At 64.8% G+C, this 15,413-nt stretch carries 18 protein-coding genes and 1 pseudogene; 10 read left to right on the top strand and 9 right to left on the bottom strand.

Annotated elements, in window-relative coordinates:
- Window positions 1-82: 82 nt before the first annotated feature.
- The 3 genes from C4901_RS19280 to C4901_RS06915 all read left to right on the top strand — a co-directional run bounded on the left by C4901_RS19280 (window position 83) and on the right by C4901_RS06915 (window position 1,494).
- Window positions 83-358 carry a DUF1778 domain-containing protein gene (locus C4901_RS19280; protein ID WP_110136699.1) on the top strand — a complete coding sequence of 92 codons (276 nt, stop codon included), beginning with the start codon at window positions 83-85 and terminating at the stop codon, window positions 356-358.
- 7 nt (window positions 359-365) lie between these two features.
- Window positions 366-890, top strand: a complete 525-nt coding sequence (locus C4901_RS06920) for a GNAT family N-acetyltransferase (RefSeq protein ID WP_110136698.1) — start codon at window positions 366-368, stop codon at window positions 888-890.
- A gap of 229 nt (window positions 891-1,119) precedes the next feature.
- Window positions 1,120-1,494, top strand: a complete 375-nt coding sequence (locus C4901_RS06915) for a hypothetical protein (protein ID WP_145960642.1) — start codon at window positions 1,120-1,122, stop codon at window positions 1,492-1,494.
- A 62-nt stretch (window positions 1,495-1,556) separates the two neighbouring features.
- Here the strand turns inward: C4901_RS06915 and C4901_RS06910 are convergent, their stop codons facing one another.
- Both C4901_RS06910 and C4901_RS06905 read right to left on the bottom strand, forming a co-directional pair.
- Window positions 1,557-1,880, bottom strand: coding sequence for a DNA-binding transcriptional regulator (locus C4901_RS06910; RefSeq protein WP_110136696.1), 324 nt, complete (start codon window positions 1,878-1,880; stop codon window positions 1,557-1,559).
- Window positions 1,877-2,221: a toxin gene (locus C4901_RS06905; RefSeq protein WP_110136695.1), complete on the bottom strand. Its 345-nt coding sequence runs from the start codon at window positions 2,219-2,221 to the stop codon at window positions 1,877-1,879. The genes C4901_RS06910 and C4901_RS06905 overlap by 4 nt, the downstream gene beginning before the upstream one ends.
- A gap of 862 nt (window positions 2,222-3,083) precedes the next feature.
- On the opposite strand from C4901_RS06905, the gene C4901_RS06900 reads away from it, so the two are divergent.
- The 4 genes from C4901_RS06900 to C4901_RS06885 all read left to right on the top strand — a co-directional run bounded on the left by C4901_RS06900 (window position 3,084) and on the right by C4901_RS06885 (window position 4,917).
- Window positions 3,084-4,088, top strand: coding sequence for an ISL3 family transposase (locus tag C4901_RS06900; RefSeq protein ID WP_168185604.1), 1,005 nt, complete (start codon window positions 3,084-3,086; stop codon window positions 4,086-4,088).
- Window positions 4,085-4,210, top strand: a complete 126-nt coding sequence (locus tag C4901_RS19275; protein WP_110136693.1) for a transposase — start codon at window positions 4,085-4,087, stop codon at window positions 4,208-4,210. The genes C4901_RS06900 and C4901_RS19275 overlap by 4 nt, the downstream gene beginning before the upstream one ends.
- Window positions 4,211-4,363: 153 nt before the next feature.
- Window positions 4,364-4,636: a CopG family ribbon-helix-helix protein gene (locus C4901_RS06890; RefSeq protein ID WP_110136692.1), complete on the top strand. Its 273-nt coding sequence runs from the start codon at window positions 4,364-4,366 to the stop codon at window positions 4,634-4,636.
- Complete coding sequence (locus tag C4901_RS06885) at window positions 4,624-4,917, top strand: type II toxin-antitoxin system RelE/ParE family toxin (RefSeq protein ID WP_110136691.1); 294 nt, start codon at window positions 4,624-4,626, stop codon at window positions 4,915-4,917. Before C4901_RS06890 ends, C4901_RS06885 begins: the two co-directional genes overlap by 13 nt.
- A gap of 109 nt (window positions 4,918-5,026) precedes the next feature.
- On the opposite strand, the gene C4901_RS17595 is transcribed toward C4901_RS06885, so the two are convergent.
- Window positions 5,027-5,203, bottom strand: coding sequence for a hypothetical protein (locus C4901_RS17595; RefSeq protein WP_168185603.1), 177 nt, complete (start codon window positions 5,201-5,203; stop codon window positions 5,027-5,029).
- Window positions 5,204-5,617: 414 nt separating this feature from the next.
- On the opposite strand from C4901_RS17595, the gene C4901_RS06880 reads away from it, so the two are divergent.
- The gene (locus C4901_RS06880) at window positions 5,618-6,832 is read left to right on the top strand and encodes a Fic family protein (protein WP_205736247.1); all 1,215 of its coding nucleotides are present in this window, start codon (window positions 5,618-5,620) and stop codon (window positions 6,830-6,832) included.
- Between the two features lie 114 nt (window positions 6,833-6,946).
- Window positions 6,947-7,159, top strand: a pseudogene (locus C4901_RS19270) (group II intron reverse transcriptase/maturase); the annotation flags it as partial.
- Here C4901_RS19270 and C4901_RS06875 read toward each other — a convergent pair.
- Window positions 7,149-7,418, bottom strand: coding sequence for a hypothetical protein (locus C4901_RS06875; protein ID WP_110136690.1), 270 nt, complete (start codon window positions 7,416-7,418; stop codon window positions 7,149-7,151). The pseudogene C4901_RS19270 and the gene C4901_RS06875 overlap by 11 nt on opposite strands.
- A 198-nt stretch (window positions 7,419-7,616) precedes the next feature.
- Here C4901_RS06875 and C4901_RS06870 point away from each other — a divergent pair, with 198 nt between their 5' ends.
- On the top strand, window positions 7,617-8,642 hold the full coding sequence (locus tag C4901_RS06870) for a metallophosphoesterase (protein ID WP_168185602.1): 1,026 nt from the start codon (window positions 7,617-7,619) through the stop codon (window positions 8,640-8,642).
- 277 nt (window positions 8,643-8,919) lie between these two features.
- Here the strand turns inward: C4901_RS06870 and C4901_RS06865 are convergent, their stop codons facing one another.
- From C4901_RS06865 to nrfD, 5 genes are all read right to left on the bottom strand, one after another.
- The gene (locus tag C4901_RS06865; protein WP_110136688.1) at window positions 8,920-9,564 is read right to left on the bottom strand and encodes a response regulator; all 645 of its coding nucleotides are present in this window, start codon (window positions 9,562-9,564) and stop codon (window positions 8,920-8,922) included.
- Window positions 9,561-11,186: a histidine kinase gene (locus C4901_RS06860; RefSeq protein ID WP_145960641.1), complete on the bottom strand. Its 1,626-nt coding sequence runs from the start codon at window positions 11,184-11,186 to the stop codon at window positions 9,561-9,563. Before C4901_RS06860 ends, C4901_RS06865 begins: the two co-directional genes overlap by 4 nt.
- Before the next feature lie 90 nt (window positions 11,187-11,276).
- On the bottom strand, window positions 11,277-12,710 hold the full coding sequence (locus C4901_RS06855; RefSeq protein WP_168185601.1) for an NAD(P)/FAD-dependent oxidoreductase: 1,434 nt from the start codon (window positions 12,708-12,710) through the stop codon (window positions 11,277-11,279).
- The gene (locus tag C4901_RS06850) at window positions 12,694-14,127 is read right to left on the bottom strand and encodes a cobyrinate a,c-diamide synthase (protein WP_110136685.1); all 1,434 of its coding nucleotides are present in this window, start codon (window positions 14,125-14,127) and stop codon (window positions 12,694-12,696) included. The genes C4901_RS06855 and C4901_RS06850 overlap by 17 nt, the downstream gene beginning before the upstream one ends.
- On the bottom strand, window positions 14,124-15,413 hold the full coding sequence (nrfD, locus tag C4901_RS06845; RefSeq protein ID WP_205736246.1) for an NrfD/PsrC family molybdoenzyme membrane anchor subunit: 1,290 nt from the start codon (window positions 15,411-15,413) through the stop codon (window positions 14,124-14,126). Before nrfD ends, C4901_RS06850 begins: the two co-directional genes overlap by 4 nt.

The raw sequence follows: 15,413 nt of genomic DNA, 5'->3' as shown, positions 1-15,413 counted from the left end.
GCTGGCATTGGCGCCCGTTTGTTGACGCTACCTCTTATGTACGGGTACCATACGTACGTACAGAAAGACTTTGGGGCTTTTTATGGCAACGACCGCAGTTAGGGAGGGCCGGATTGAATTGAGGGCCACTAGGGAAGAGAAGCAGCTTCTGGCGGCGGCAGCCGCTTATGAGCGGCTGGACGTGACGAGCTTTATTATGCGTGCTGTGTTACCCGCCGCGCGCGGCGTCGTCGACCGTGCTGAGCGTATTGCACTGAGTGAACGTGACAGTCGGCGCGTGCTCGAGTTGCTGGAGCATCCGCCTAAGCCGACCGCGGCCCTTCGAGCCGCCGCTCGGCGCCGTGCCACCCGAAAGTGATTATGGCGTGGATTGGCACGAAAAGGCCATTGATCGGCGGCACGACCGCAAAGCCTTCGATTGCGGCATCCCCGAGCTCAATACCTATCTCGACCGTTACGCCCGCCAGAACCATGCCTCCGGCGGGGCCAAGACCTTTGTAGCCGTACCACCAGAACAGCCCAACCACATTCTCGGCTATTACACGATAAGCCCAGGTTCTATCGCGTTTGCTCACGTTCCCGCCGAGATCACCCGCCGACTCGGGCACTATGACGTACCCATATTCCGCTTGGGTCGGCTTGCCGTGGATCTCACCATACAACGCCAGGGGCTCGGAGGGGAATTGCTGCTCGCGGCCGGCGAACGCGCGCTGGCTGTCGCTACGGAAGTAGGGGGCGTTGCCCTTGCCATCGACGCCAAAGACGAGGCTGCGGCGCGCTGGTATGGACGCTTCGGCGCGCTCCCGTTACTGGACGATCCCCGAAAACTGGTCTTGCCGCTCAGCGCCATCGCCGAAGCCCTGAAATCGACCGGAAAGACGCGTTCCTGATCCTGCCGATTCCCGGTCGATCTTACGGTCTGGCTACCTTGCCCGCCTTATGGTTTAGGCTACGATAGACAGGTCCAATCCGATCACCAAGCGCCGCTTCGACATCGAATGGATTACGGACGAAGAAGCTATCGCCTACGATCACAAGAGCGACGGCATGTACCCGCGGATGACCAACGATCGCACTCTATCATCGGCCGAAGTTCTTCAGGCGCACAAGGGCCAACCTATGATTGAGAAGCGGTTCGAGCAGATCAAGACCGTGCACGAGATTGCCCCCGTGTTTCTCAAAGACGAGGGCCGAATCGAGGCGCTCTTCACGGTGTACTTCCTTGCGCTTCTCGTCCAGTCCCTCATGGAGCGTGAGCTGCGTCTTGCCATGGAGCGGGAGGGTATCGAGGAGCTCCCGCTCTATCCTGAGCAACGCCCATGCGCTCGCCCTACCGCTGAACAGGTCTTACGTCTCTTCAGCCTCGTTGAGCGACATAGACTTCTCCGGGAAGGGCGCACCATTCAGGTCTTCGACGCCAATCGGACGGATTTTCAGCGCCAGGTGCTCAGCCTCCTTGGCATGTCAGAGCAGGCATTTCGATCAAAAAACTAGGCGGCTCATTCACGCCAAATTATCTCGCCGACCTGCGGAATGTAAGGCATGCCTCCCTGCCCTCACGAAAGCCGCGCCAGCCGCTCCACCGTATCGGGGTAGTTCTCTACCATGCGAATCAAGAGGGCGGCTTGGGCATTAGGCCGTGCCCGGCCTTGTTCCCAATTTTCCAGGGTGCGGACATTAGTGCGCAGGGTACGCGCGAAGACGGTGCGCGAGATATTGAGTCGCTCGCGCAGGGCCAGAATCTCCTCGGCCGTGACGATGGGCGTCGGTTTGACATCTATGGAGTGACGAGTGAGGGTGATTTTCCCGGCCCGTTCATCGGCTAGTGCCACAAACCCTTCACGGATTTCCGCAAAGATGTCGCGCTTCTCTTTTTTCACAGGGTACCCCTTGCCTTTAATTCAGCGTCCAACAGGACTTTCAGAGTGTGACGTTCCTTGGCCGTCAGGTCGCTCGCTTCGTTCTTGTCATAGACGGTGAACAACCAAAACTGCGCGCCTAACGAGTACCAGTAATAGATGATACGTAACCCGCCCCGTTTCCCCTGACCTCGACGAGTGCCCCCATGCCGAACTTTCCGCAGGCCGCCTGACCCCTGGATGACGTCGCCCGCCATGGGATTGCCCATGAGAGTGGCTTGGAGTGCTCGAAACCCCTCGTCATCAAGGTAGTTCTGGCGTAACCGGGAGAACACGGGCAGTTCGACAAAAACCGCTTTCATGACTACGGTATACGCAATCTGCGTATACTGTCAAGAGGGAGTGGTTGGAGACAGCAATGCGTCAGAGGGGTTCCCCTGATCAATAAGGGATGAAGTCGCGCCGCCTTCATGTGTCGTTCCTGCAACTCAAGTAAGGGCAATACTGTTATGTGGTTAAGAGGAAGGGCGCGATTAGGGCGGGCGCCAAGCCACCTCTGAACGCAGCCCCTGTTGCCCACGCACTTGAGGCCTCTACCAAGCTCTGCGAGATGCGAGGCTGTCGTACGGAACCTACATGGAAACGCGGGCCTGTCATCTGTTCCTCAAAATGGCCGACGAGCGCACCAAGGCGCCATGAGGCCAGAACGGTCCACCCCCAAAGAGGACGATGCGCGCTACGGTGTAGCGCCTTCTTAAGGGCAAACGCACCGGTCCGGCGACCAACTCACGGCCACATCTCTCATGTGTGGGGCGGCGGTAAAACGCTGGGCCTTTGCCCATTAAGACCCGGATCTTTAGCGAGAGTTTTGCGAAGGTTGCGCCAATCGGGACGTTGTAGGACCCCTATAACGTAGACAAGGTTAAAGGCCTGCCGAGCCGCCCCTGGTCCAGGGGCCAATGGGGCAAGGTTAAGTTTTTGGGGTCTTCAGACTTTCGTGTGGGTAAGGGGGTATTGGGCTTGCATCAGGCGCCCCTGCAAGCCAGCGGGGGCCAGCATGACACCCCTATGCTGATATTGAACTGTACCAAAAGCTCTTGGGATTTACGGCGCCGTGGCGAGTCACGGCAGTGGCGGTGCAGGAAGCCTCAGGCGATACGCCGCTAGGCGAGGTTACGGTGCGCGTGGGGTGGCCGCCAGACGTGCCGCTGCACGACCCTGAGTGTGAGGCCGTGGTCCCCGGTTACGATACCCGTCCGCGACGCTGGCGCCATCTCGACGACGCCATGGAAGACCTTCATCGAGGCCGACGTCCCGCGGGTCAACTGTCTGAAGTGTGGGGTCAAACAGATCCCGGTCGCCTGGGCCGAGGACGGGAGTCGCTTTACCGAACTCTTTGAGGCCTATGCCATTCAGGTATTGCAAGCCGTGCGCAGCAAGGTGCAGGCTCAGTGGCTGACGGCACTCTCCTGGGACCAGGTGGACCGGGTCATGGGCCATGCGGCCCACAATGTGGAACGGGCGGTCACACGCGGCGTGGCGCGGCGATCACTGGAAGGGTTGCGCTTGCCGTGCACGCGAGGCGATGCCGGCCTCGATGAGAAGAGCTTCGGCAAGGGTCACGATTACGTCTCGGTGCTGCACGACCTCGAGGGCCGACGAGTGCTTGAGGTGGTGCCCGAACGCACCCGGGAGGCCGCAAATACGCTCTGGACAGCGATCCCTGAGCCTCAACGCCTAGAGCTTTCCGCAGTGGCCATGGATATGTGGGTGCCTTATCTTGAAGCCACCCGCGTAGCGGCTCCGCAAGCCCTGATCGTGCATGACAAGTTCCACTGCGCGAAGGAGTTGAACAGGGCGGTTGATCTCGTGCGTCGGCGCGAGCACCGGGAACTGCAGGCCCAGGGCGCGGAGACGCTCACCAAGACACGATACCTGTGGTTGAAGAACCCCTTAAACTGGACAGATCGTCAGCGGGAGCGCTTCCAGACGCTCAAAGGCGATGCGCTGAAAGTGGGCCGTGCTTGGGCGATCAAGGAGGCGTTTGCCGACTTCTGGGATTACCGGTATACCGGATCAGCCCAGAAGTTTTTCGACCGTTGGTACTTCTGGGCGACTCACTCGCGACTACCGCCTATCATGGCCGCCGCAAAGACCCTCAAACGCCATCTGCCGGGGCTACTCGCCACCACGAAACATCGTTCCCCTACGCCGCCGCAGAGGGCATGAATGCCCAGATCCAACTCCTCAAAGCCAACGCCCGCGGCTATCGGAATTTTACCCAATATCGCATCGCGATTCTCTTTCATTGCGGGAAGCTTGACCTCTATCCGGCGGGGCGTCCGTCATGAGGCTTTTATGGGCTACCCACACAAAACCCGCCCCCGCTGCCGACCCCGCGCACGCGGGGATGGAGGTGTTTACGCCGGAGTCCTGATGGACTTCCGCGCCCGAAAGTGCCAGAATACTACTTGGTATTACCTGGTAATTTACGGAGGTCGTCCATGGCAACATCCCTCAAGATCGACGACGCACTGAAAAGCCGCATCCAGCAGCTCGCCGGTCAGCGCCGCCGCTCGCCGCATTGGATAATGCTGGAGGCCATTCAACAGTACGTCGAGCGCGAAGAGGCGCGTGAGAGCTTCAGGCAGGAGGCCTTGGCGTCCTGGGCGGCTTATCAGGAAACCGGACGGCATCTGACCGGCGAAGACGTTCGTGCTTGGTTAGATACCTGGGGCACCGATGATGAAAAAGGCGTTCCTGAGTGCCACGAGTAGTCATCACGGAAGGCGCAGCGGAAGGCTTGGAGCGATGCCGGAGATTCTTGGCCGACAAAGCCCCCGAAGCCGCCACGCGGGCCGGTCAGGCGATCGCCCAACAATTTCGGCTGCTGGAAACCGCCCCCGGCATGGGTCGTCCGCTCCCGGAAATGCCTGAGCTGCGCGAGCTGGTGGTCGCCTTCGGAGACTCCGGCTATGTGGCCTTGTACCGCCATGATCCGACCAAAGACGAGGTGTACGTTCTTGCCTTTCGCCACCAAAAAGAGGCGGGCTACTAAACGGGCAAAATCGACGCTTCTTCTCTCCAAGCCAAACCGCGAGGTCGCCGAAGTAGGAGGACTTTGATGCGGGGAACCGAGCTCAGGCAACACCACCCGCAAGTAAAGCTCATTCGGTGGCATACTCGGCGCGCACCGCTACCGGACAGCCGCGCGGCTTGCGGGGGTAATCCGCGACATGCAAGGGTCCGGTGCAACGGGGGCAACGCCCTTTACGGGCCTCGGCGGCCAGTTCGGCATCGATGCGCGAGAGGAAACGAAAATGCAGGGCCCTGCAACAAACCATGGCACACTGGTGGGGTCTCCTTAGGTCTCGAAACCGGAGACTCCCCCGGGGAGGCCTTGGTGATCAAGATCTCTGGGGGACTTCCCTCATGTCCCTCACGAATCCCGATCACCACACTCTCTGGGGCCATCGGATACAGGGGCCGCGCTCACCAAGCGCCTCTCTGCCGCAGCGTCGATGTCCACAATGGCGGGCGGCCCCCTCTTTCTTTCTTGGCCCCCCATCGATGGACGCCCATCTTTCTGAGGACGACACGTTCAGGACCGACGCTCACGCTTTTGGCGCCGCGCACAGCCTGAGGTGGCACCCGTTAGCGAGCGGACTTGGACCCGGACTTCCTGGGCCCATCATCCCTGCGCCTGGCGCACCTATCGTGTTAATATGCCTTGCATTATTCCGCCATACGGACCGGACATGACAGCGGACATCGAGGGCGTGGAAGACCGCGGCGAGCCCACATCGCTCATGGAGCCGCTACTGATCGCAACCGACTCCCGCCATCGCCCGGCGCTCACCGATCTTGCCCTGGAACTTGCGGCGCGGAGCGCCGGGCTCCATCGGTCCCTGCCCACGGCCCTGCGCGGCGCGCTCGCCCACATCGTGAGGGCGATGAACTGCTATTACAGCAACCTCATCGAAGGCCATGACACGCACCCCGTGGATATCGAGCGCGCGCTCGCCGGCGACTATAGCCAGGATGCGCATAGGCGCGACCTCCAGATCGAAGCCAGGGCGCACATCGCCGTGCAGCACTGGATCGATGGCGGCGGTCTCGAAGCCCTTCCCACCACGCGCCGCGCCATCACCGAGATCCATCGCCGCTTCTGCGAGCAGCTGCCGGAAGACCTATTGGCGGTCGAGATGCCGGCGGGCCGCCACAATATCCGACTCATACCCGGAGAGCTGCGCCGGCAGGATGTCGTGGTGGGCCGCCATATTCCGATCAGCGCGCCTGCCGTACCGCGCTTTCTCACGCGCTATGAAGAAGTCTATGGAGGCCTCGGCAAGACCGAGAGCGTCATGGCCGCGGCAGCCGCCCATCACAGACTGTTGTGGATCCATCCCTTCCTCGATGGCAATGGACGCGTGGCCCGCCTCGTCTCCCACGCCACACTCCTCCAAACACTCGACACCGGCGCCCTTTGGTCCATCGCGCGGGGTCTCGCGCGCCATGTCGACGATTACAAGGGATATCTCGCGGCCTGCGATCTGCCGCGTCGCAACGACCTCGACGAACGCGGCCCCTTGAGCGAGGAGGCCCTGGTCGCGTTCACGCAATTCTTTTTGCATACCTGCCTGGATCAGGTCCGCTTCATGGAGGAGCTCATGCAGCCCGGACATCTCCGCGCGCGCATCCTGCTGTGGGCCGAAGACGAGATCCGCCTGAACCGCTTGCCCCCCAAGGCGACCCGTATCCTGGAGGCCCTGCTTTACCGTGGCGAGCTGCCGCGTAGCGAGGCCGCGGCCATCGTGGACGCCGGCGAGCGCCACGCGCGGCGCATCGTCTCCGCCCTCATGGATCGCGGGGCCATAAGCAGCGAAGGTCCACGCAGCCCCTTGCATCTGGCCTTCCCGGCCACCCTTGCGCCTCGCTGGATGCCGGGACTGTTTCCCGAGAAACGGGCGTAAACGAACAGTCGACGCCGGCGCTGGTGAAGCCGGGCACTATCCTGCCAGCGGCGACGCGACCAACCCGCCACAGGACACCAAGAGCACAGAATCGGAGTGACTACATGTGATTGGCAAGCAGGGAAACGGACCACAGCCAACAAAGGAGCGCCGGGGGGCGGGGGGCCTGGCGATTAACCGCACCGCGCGCCCCTCATCACGGCGCGGCCGAAGATACGGGAACACCTGCTGCGGGGGACGCACCGACCGGGCCCGGTACAACGGGTTATGATCCCGAGACCGGATGGTGGCGAACGCGCGCCTGGCATCCCGACGGTCACGGGGCGCAAACCTTGGTAAAATGGAATAGGCCTTTGATGGCCACGAAGACGTGCTCGACGCGACTACGGGCCTGGGACTTGGTGCGATTATGGGTGCGTTCGACCTCATTCACGACACGCTTGTCCCGATAGCGGCGGCGGATAGGGCCTTGGGCATTGGGTGCGTATTGCCGGACGACATCGGTCTGGCCTTGATACGTGGAGTTACCCCAGACCTCGGTGGCCTCGCCATGGCGGCGGAGGGTCGGGCCCGACCATGGCGTCATGGCCGCCGGCGGCGGCCACCGGCCGTACGGCCTGCCATACTACGGCAGGGACGACCGTGGACTGGCTGCCCATGCCTGCATGCGCCGTTCCCTCCTTCGGAGGTTCATATGCATGGGCCGCGCCCCTGGTTCTCCTAATGGGCCACAAACGGATTAGTGTAATGGTAGCGAATACACATAAGGCATATGAATATGCGTATGGCGCTTCGACACGGCACGACCTCACCCCTGATTAGCGCGCGGACCCGCATGGGCGAGTCCGTGGCGGATTGGGCCCGGGTCTGTGGCGTGAGCTCTCGGCAATATCGTCGCTATGAACGCAAAGAGTCAGGTGTACCCGGGGCGCGCCAAGCGCCGCTGTATGCCCATGTCGAGCGCTATGTTATCCAAAGACTGCCCGCCAATACCAAGGGGCGTGATTTCGTGGTCGGCGATCTGCATGGTCATCACGCCGCCCTCGAGTCGCTTCTGAGGGAGGTGTGCTTCGATCCCTCCCGGGATCGGGTGTTTTCGGTGGGCGACCTCGTGGATCGCGGTCCGGAGAGCTTTCAGACCCTGCGCCTGCTGCAAGAGCCCTGGTTTTTCGCGGTACGCGGCAACCATGAGGATATGTTGCTGGACTTCGCCTTGGGGGGCGACAATTATGGTCGGCCCACCCGGGATCACCCCTTTTTGCATAACGGCGGGCGATGGTTTCTGGAAATGAGCCCCGAGCAGGACGCTCTTTGGAACGATGACCTTCTGCCTCGTACCGCCCTTTTGCCCCACATACTGGTCGTGGGGGAGGGTGCGACACGTTTTCAGATCGTCCACGCGGAGCTGGATGGCGTGGCCCAGCGTCTCACCGACATCGCCTTGGACGCCCCCTTGGCGGATCTCAACCAAGCGCGGGATAGGGAATTCATCGAAGGGTTTGATGGATTCGGCCATCAGCGCATGCGTTTTCTGTGGGGTCGCGCCTTGATCCACCATAAGGGGGTATTAACCGCCCCCACGGGGCTGTCTCCCACCTTTTGCGGGCATACCCCGGCAAGGCACATCCTGACGCAGGGGGGACACATCTTTGTGGATACCGGAGCGGCCCTTTTGGGCAATGAAAAGGCCCCCGAGGCACGGGTGACCCTCGTCGAGGTTTTGGGGGGAGATGCTCCTTATGCCGCGGCGGGTGGAGCCCCTTATGCCATCGCAGCGGAGTATCGCGGGCCATCGAGCATTTCGGCCTGAGAGGAGGCGGGACGCCGTGCGCCCCGGTGCCGCGGAGAATATCTGGTCGCCGCGAGCAGGTTCTGCGGTCCCAGACTTTCCGAAACTCCGCCTCAAAATCGCGCCGCTTCCTGGGCATGCCCGAGCCGCCCCCGGGAGTCCGCGGCCTCCGGGATGTCCGCCCGAGGCCCGAACCCGGCAATCCGCACGCCCGATCTTGTCCCGTGGGGCGCCCGGGTAGGGGGCCCGGATAGGGCCGGCGACCTCGAACGCCGCCCGCGATCCCTCGGGACGCGCATCAACTCTTGCGGCTCAGACCCTCTTCCACGGAGCGTACCGCGGCCTGGACGCGGGATGTGAGCTTGAGCTTACGGAGGATGGCCTTCACGTGCAGCTTCACGGTGCCCTCGGAGATCCCGAGGTCGCGGGCGATCAGCTTGTTGCTCTGGCCGTCCCCGAGGTGGCCCAGGATCTCGAGCTCGCGGGGGGTGAGCTCGCTGAAGGCGTGCGAGGCGGTCAGGGCCTGGGGCCCGCTCTGGATGAAGTGCGCGAGCACCGGCGCGAACTCCGGGGCCACTACCATCTCCCCGGCCTCGATACGCGCGAGCGCCGCCACCAGGCTGTCGGGTTCCATGTCCTTCAGGAGATAGCCGCGCGCCCCGTAGCGCAGCGAGGCCACGAGATCGGCCTCCTCGCTCGAGGTGGTGAGCATGACGATGGCCGCCGTGACGCCGCGCGAGCGCAGCACCTTCAGGGTCTCGATGCCGCCGATCCGGGGCATGCGGATATCGAGCAGCACGATGTCGGGGCTCGTCGCCTGGATGGGCCCCAGGGCCTGCTCGCCGTCGTTGCTGGTGGCCACCACCTCGATGCCGCGGCGCACGAGCAGATGCTCTAGCCCGCTTCTGAACAATGCATGGTCGTCTATCAAAAACACCTTCACCGCGCCACCTCCGCCACCGCCACCGCCCGTTCGGTCACGCGCGCCGGCTCGGGGAAGGTCAGCCATACGCGCGTGCCCTCCCCGGCCTCGTGCTCCACGCGCAACTCGCCCCCGATCGCATGCGCGCGCTCGCGCATGATCGTCTGTCCGAAGTGCCCGTCATCCCGATCGGCGCGCTCGGCCGCCGACACCGGGCCCTCGCCATCGTCTTCGATCAGAACCTTATAGTCCCCACCGGCCTCGGACTGCAGCAGCACGCGCACGGTCTGCGCATGGGCATGCTTGCGGATATTGGCCAGGGCCTCCTGGATCACGCGCAGGACATGGGTCTCGTGGGTCGCAGGCAGCGTCCCGTGCCAATCCTTCTGCACATAGACCGGGATGCCGGTCTCCTCCTTGAAGCGCGCGATGGCCGCGTCCAGGGCCGGCAACAGCCCGCCCTCGGCCCCACCGGCGCGGAAGTTGCGGATCAACCCGCGCACCTCCTTATGGGCGATCTCAAGCCCGGCACTCAGGCGCGCAAACTCGGTACGCGTCGCCGAATAGCCCTCCGGCTCTATGGTCTCGCCCAGCACCTGGGCCTGGATGCGCAGGCTCGCCAGGGTCTGGGCGAGCGAGTCGTGCAGTTCGTGGGCGATTGCCATGCGCTCCTGCAAAAGCGAGAGCTGGCGGCGCTCGTCTTGCAGGCGCATCTTCTCGATCGCCGCCCCCAGGTGCTGGCCTAAGCCCAGCAGGAGGTCTTCCACGTCGTTTTGCCCGATGACGCGCGCGCGCTCCATGAATAGGTTGTAGAGCCCCACCACACGCCCGTCGTAGCGCAAGGGGATGGCGAGCAGCACGAGATCCTCCCCGGGAAACGGGTTCTGGCCCCAGGAGGTGCAGCACGCGTCCAGGTCCTGACCCACGCTCAAGGTCCGGCGACCCACCGCCTGCCCGCACAGGCAGCAGTCGAGGGCCACGCGCCGCTCGTGCTCGACGATATCGTCGGGCAGGCCGATGCTCGCCACCAGCCGCAGGTGGCCATCGCCGGTCAGAAGCCGCACGATGCCCCCGCGCACCTCGCCGGCGCTATGCAGCGTGAACAGGAAACGGGGCAGGAGTTCGTCCAGGTCCTGGGACGAGGCGATACCGGCGGTGATGGCGTTCAGGACACCGAGCCAGCGGGCGATCACCCGCGAGTCCCCACCGGCGCGCTCCTGCGTCAGGGTCTTCAGGCGCTCCCCCAGGGCGTTCACATCCGAGGCAAGCTCCGCGAACTCGCCCGCCGCCCGGTCCTCGGGGATGCGCGCCGAGAGATTCCCGTCGCGCACGCGCATCGCCCAGCACCGCAGATGGGCGAGCGGCCGCCACAGCGATCTGACCGTAGCCACCCACAAGATCGCGGCCACCAGGAGTGCTGCGGCAAGCGCGGCGAGCGCCAGATCGTGGGTCAGCACCGGGTGCGGACCCCCGTCGAGCGCCACGGCGACGATGGCGGTGGCGAGCAGACCGGCGAGCAGGGTCGGCGCCATCCACATGAGCCACAGTCGCCTGGGCCGCGCCCAGCCGCGCGCGGGCGGCGTGCCGTCGACACCGCCGCGCCCCTCCCGCACACCGATCCTCTGCCAAAAGGACCCTTCCATGCTGACCTCGCGCCCCAGCCCCGCCAATACCTACACATGGGCCACTATACCCTTCCCCGTCCCTGCGTTCGAATCCTGAAAACCCCGTCCTCAATCCCCGAATGCGTAGATCCCTGGCCGGAATACCCTGGGCCGCGAGCGCATGAATCCCGCGAGATGGGCACTCACCGCCGCCCCCAACTCCTCGCCATACGAGGGATGTCCATAATCGAGATCGGCGAGCGACCACAGGCCGCGGCGCGACCGGCATGCGGCGAGCACCAGGTGCACGAGTTCATCGGCCCCACCCCCGGCCACGCAGCCCCCCAGCATCTGCCCGGTCTCCTCGTCATGCACGATCTCGATGAAGCCCGCGCCCGCGCCCTGGGCGCGGGCCTTCACCGACGCCCCATAAGGAATATAGACCACCTCCGGCGCGAACCCGGCGCGCTCGGCCAGGTCCTCGGACAGCCCCACGGCCGCCAACGGCAGGATCGAGTCGATCACCATCGGGACCTGGTGGTAGTTGCGCCGCCTCCGGCCATCGAGTGCCGCGTTCTCGCCGGCGATCCGCCCATCATGCAGGGCCGCGGCCGCGGTCATCGGACCGCCCTTCATGTCCCCCACGGCATAGATCCCGGGCACGCTGGTCTCCAGGGTCTCGCGCGTGGCCACGAAGCCCTCCGCGTCGCACTGTACCCCAAGCGCCCGGTAGCCGATGTCATCCACGCGCGGCACGCAACCCACCGCCACCAACACCCGATCGAAGCGCCCCTCGCCTCCATCCGGAAAGCTTACGGTCACCCCGGCGTCATCGACCTGGGTGCCGGTCACCGACATTCCTTTCAGGATCGTCACCCCCGACTCCGAAAGCCGGCGCTCGAGGAGCCGCGCGGCGCGCTCGGAGATCATGGGTCTTCCCAGCAGCCGGTCCCCGCGGGTGGCGAGCGTGACCTCCGCGCCGAACGCGCGGAACAGGAACGCGGCCTCGACCCCGGTGGCCCCGCCCCCCAGGCACAGAAGCCGCCGGGGCTCGCTTGCGAGCAAGGGGATGAGGCGGTCGGCGGCGACCACGCGTTCGCCGTCTATGGGACAGGCGGGCAGCGGGCGGGGACGGGCGCCGGCCGCCAGGATCACGCGCCGCGCCTCGACGGTCTCAGTCCCACGGTCCCCGGTCACGACAATCCTCTGCGCGCCCTGAAGCCGCGCGTGCCCGGTCACCAGGTCGATGGCCAAGGCCTTCAGGCGCTGCGGGAGTCCGCGCTGCAGATCGGCGATGAGCGCCTCTTCGTGCGCCATCATCGCCCTAAGATCGCCGCGCATGGCGCCGGCCAAGCCCCGCCCCAGCAGGCCATGCGCCACCGCCAGCACCGAGGCCACATGCGCCACGGCCTTCTTCGGCACGCACGCGCGATTGAGGCAGGCCCCGCCAGCCCCCTCGCGCTCGATCAATACCACCCGCGCCCCGCACTGCGCGGCGCTAATCGCCGCCTGATAGCCCCCGGCCCCACAGCCTACGACCGCGACATCATAGGGCCCAGGCATGGCGGGCCTCGCCCGGCTGCGCCGATCGCGCCCATGCCGGGGACATGCGCCGCGCACGCGCTGCGCGTACGAAACCCACGAACGGCGTGGTCCATGGGCAGCTCGCCACATCCCGCAGATGGGCGTAACCCGCCAACAGGTTCTTGTACACGATGCCGTCGCGACGTCCGGCGATGCCGGTGCCCCGCGTGAGCTCGTAGGCATACACGGTATCCGGGGCGATATTCACGAGATGGGAATAGTGGAACTCATGGGCCGGCAGCGGGCCCTGGTCGAGCGCCCCGCGCGCCCAGGGGTGGAAGGCCGTGGCCTTCAGTCTCACATAACCATGCCCGGCGGGCTTGGCCTCCATGACCGTGTCGGCGGCGATGACGCCGACCATGGGATGCGTGCGCCCTTCGTAGGTGAGACCGCGGGTGAGATACATAAGCCCGCCGCATTCGGCATAGGCCGGCATCCCCGCTTCGATCGCCGTCCGTATGGCCGCGCGCAGGGCGGTATTGGCGCTGAGTTCCTCGGCCTCGGTCTCGGGAAAACCGCCCCCCAGGAACAGGCCATCGACCTCCGGCAGACGCGTATCGTTCAGGGCATCGAAGAACACGAGCTCGGCGCCGGCGGCCTCCAGGGCCTCGAGATCGCCGGGGTAATAAAAGCTGAACGCCCGGTCACGGGCGATGCCGATACGCACATCCCGGTCCCCAGCGCGCGCGGCGGCTACGCTTTGGGGCGGGCGCCCATCCTCCCCTAAGCGCGCGATCGCCTCGACATCGACCTGTGCCGCGACCGCCTGCCCCAGGCGCGCGATAAGCCGCTCGGCCCCTTCCCACTCGCCGCTCGGCACGAGCCCCAGGTGACGCTCGGTGATGGCGAGATCCGATGATTCGTGCACGGCGCCGAGCACCGGCACATCCGTATACTCCTGCAACACCGCGCGCAATTTGCCCTCGTGACGCGCCCCGCCTACGCGGTTCAACACCACGCCCGCGATCGCGATCGACGGATCGAAGTGCCGATAGCCGATCACAAGCGGCGCCACCCCGCGGCTCACCCCGCGGCAATCGATCACGAGCACCACCGGGGTGGCACACTGCGCGACGAGCGCGGCGTTGCTGTTGCTGCCATCGAGCGCCACCCCGTCGTAGAGCCCCTTGTTCCCCTCGATCAGCCGGATATCGGCGCCGATCGCCGCACGCTCGTAGAGCGCGCCGATCTCGCCTGCGTCCATGGTGTGATAATCGAGGTTCTGGCAGGCCCGGCCCGAGGCCGCGGTGAGCCACAGCGGATCGATATAATCGGGACCCTTCTTGTAGGTCTGGACGACGTGCCCGAGGTCCTTGAGGGCGCGCGTAAGCCCTATGGCCACGGTGGTCTTGCCCGAGGACTTGTGGGCGGCCGAGAGATAGAGGCGCGCGCTCATGCGCGCACCGCGGTCTTGGCGGTCTGCGCCTCGGCGGCCGGCGCCGGCGCGCCATGGACGCTCACCACCTCGTCTGCGAGGCTCTCGGGCAAGAATGCCAGGAGGCGTATGGCGATCAGGACGATGAGCCCGACCACCGCCACGCCGCTTAACGCCAGCACCGTCTCGGGCCAGCGCGGGATGTAGCTGTGCACCACCCCGTCATAGAACGAGCTGCGCACCACCATCCCCGGGAACATCTGGAGCGGATAGGCCTGACCGCCGATGATGAGCACATAGAATTGACACAGCCCGCCTGCCACCACCGCCGCCGCGCCGGCTACGAGCGAGCGGCGCAGGCGCGCCGTATCATCGCGCGCTATGCGGCGCAGCAACAGCACGAGCGGCACCACCCCGCCGATGCCGATCTGCCCGGCCCAGAAGAGCCACGTGTAGATGCCGCCGTTCAAGAGTACGAACGATTCGATGCCGCGGTGGCCGGCGATATAGATGTTGGTCAGATGGTAGACCGCCACGAAGTACATCGTGGCGGCCACGAACACCGCCAGGAGCTGCCTCAGATGCGCCAGCACGCGTGCGCCTATCGGCCGCGCAAGGGCCTTGAACCCCGCCACCAGCACGAGCGCGAAGATCGCAAGCCCCAGGGCGAAGGACGTGAGAATAAAAAGGGGCGCCAGCACCGCGGAGTCATAAGCACTACGCGCGGCGAGGAACCCGAAAATGGACCCGGTGCCAGTTGTCAGCACCAGGCGCCACAGGAAGGCGAGCACCCCGACCTTATGGGTATGGGGGTTTAGGCGTCGCTCCATCATGAACCACAGATAGAAGCCGACGATCACCAAAAAACCGGTATAGAGATAGATGTTCCACGCAAAGATCGAACGGAAGTTCGGATACAAGACCGCGGCCAGGATATGCCCGGGGCGGCCGAGATCGAGCACCAGGTTCCACAGACCCCCGATCAGCAGCGCCACCGCCAGAAGCCCCGACAGGCGCGCCAGGGGCTTGTAGAGGCTGCGCCCGAATACCGAGGCGATCGAGGCGACATTCAAGGCCCCGGAGGCGGCGACGATCAGAAACACCGCCAACACATGCGGCATGCCCCACACGATCTGGTTGTTCATGCCAGTCACGTGGTGGCCTTCCGCGCGCATGTAGAGCGCCGAGGCCAGACCCACCAGGGCGAGCAGCGCGCACACCATCACCGCCGCCAGGTAGCCGCCGCTCTTGCCGGCGATCTCCCGATAGGCCACCTTCGTCATCGCCCCTTTGGCCTCGCTGCCCAT

The sequence above is a fragment of the Acidiferrobacter sp. SPIII_3 genome, from assembly GCF_003184265.1.
Taxonomy (GTDB): domain Bacteria; phylum Pseudomonadota; class Gammaproteobacteria; order Acidiferrobacterales; family Acidiferrobacteraceae; genus Acidiferrobacter.
The sequence above is the reverse complement of the archived record's forward strand: the minus strand, read 5'-3'. Positions and strand labels throughout refer to the sequence as shown.

Coding starts and splice junctions, on each gene's coding strand:
- C4901_RS06855 (WP_168185601.1), bottom strand. CDS start 12,710: ATGCCTGGGCCCTATGATGTCGCGGTCGTAGGCTGTGGGGCCGGGGGC.
- C4901_RS19275 (WP_110136693.1), top strand. CDS start 4,085: ATGAATGCCCAGATCCAACTCCTCAAAGCCAACGCCCGCGGCTATCGG.
- C4901_RS06890 (WP_110136692.1), top strand. CDS start 4,364: ATGGCAACATCCCTCAAGATCGACGACGCACTGAAAAGCCGCATCCAG.
- C4901_RS06875 (WP_110136690.1), bottom strand. CDS start 7,418: ATGACGCCATGGTCGGGCCCGACCCTCCGCCGCCATGGCGAGGCCACC.
- nrfD (WP_205736246.1), bottom strand. CDS start 15,413: ATGGGCAGCGAGGCCAAAGGGGCGATGACGAAGGTGGCCTATCGGGAG.
- C4901_RS06880 (WP_205736247.1), top strand. CDS start 5,618: ATGACAGCGGACATCGAGGGCGTGGAAGACCGCGGCGAGCCCACATCG.
- C4901_RS19280 (WP_110136699.1), top strand. CDS start 83: ATGGCAACGACCGCAGTTAGGGAGGGCCGGATTGAATTGAGGGCCACT.
- C4901_RS17595 (WP_168185603.1), bottom strand. CDS start 5,203: ATGGTTTGTTGCAGGGCCCTGCATTTTCGTTTCCTCTCGCGCATCGAT.
- C4901_RS06915 (WP_145960642.1), top strand. CDS start 1,120: ATGATTGAGAAGCGGTTCGAGCAGATCAAGACCGTGCACGAGATTGCC.
- C4901_RS06905 (WP_110136695.1), bottom strand. CDS start 2,221: ATGAAAGCGGTTTTTGTCGAACTGCCCGTGTTCTCCCGGTTACGCCAG.
- C4901_RS06860 (WP_145960641.1), bottom strand. CDS start 11,186: ATGGAAGGGTCCTTTTGGCAGAGGATCGGTGTGCGGGAGGGGCGCGGC.
- C4901_RS06850 (WP_110136685.1), bottom strand. CDS start 14,127: ATGAGCGCGCGCCTCTATCTCTCGGCCGCCCACAAGTCCTCGGGCAAG.
- C4901_RS06870 (WP_168185602.1), top strand. CDS start 7,617: ATGGCGCTTCGACACGGCACGACCTCACCCCTGATTAGCGCGCGGACC.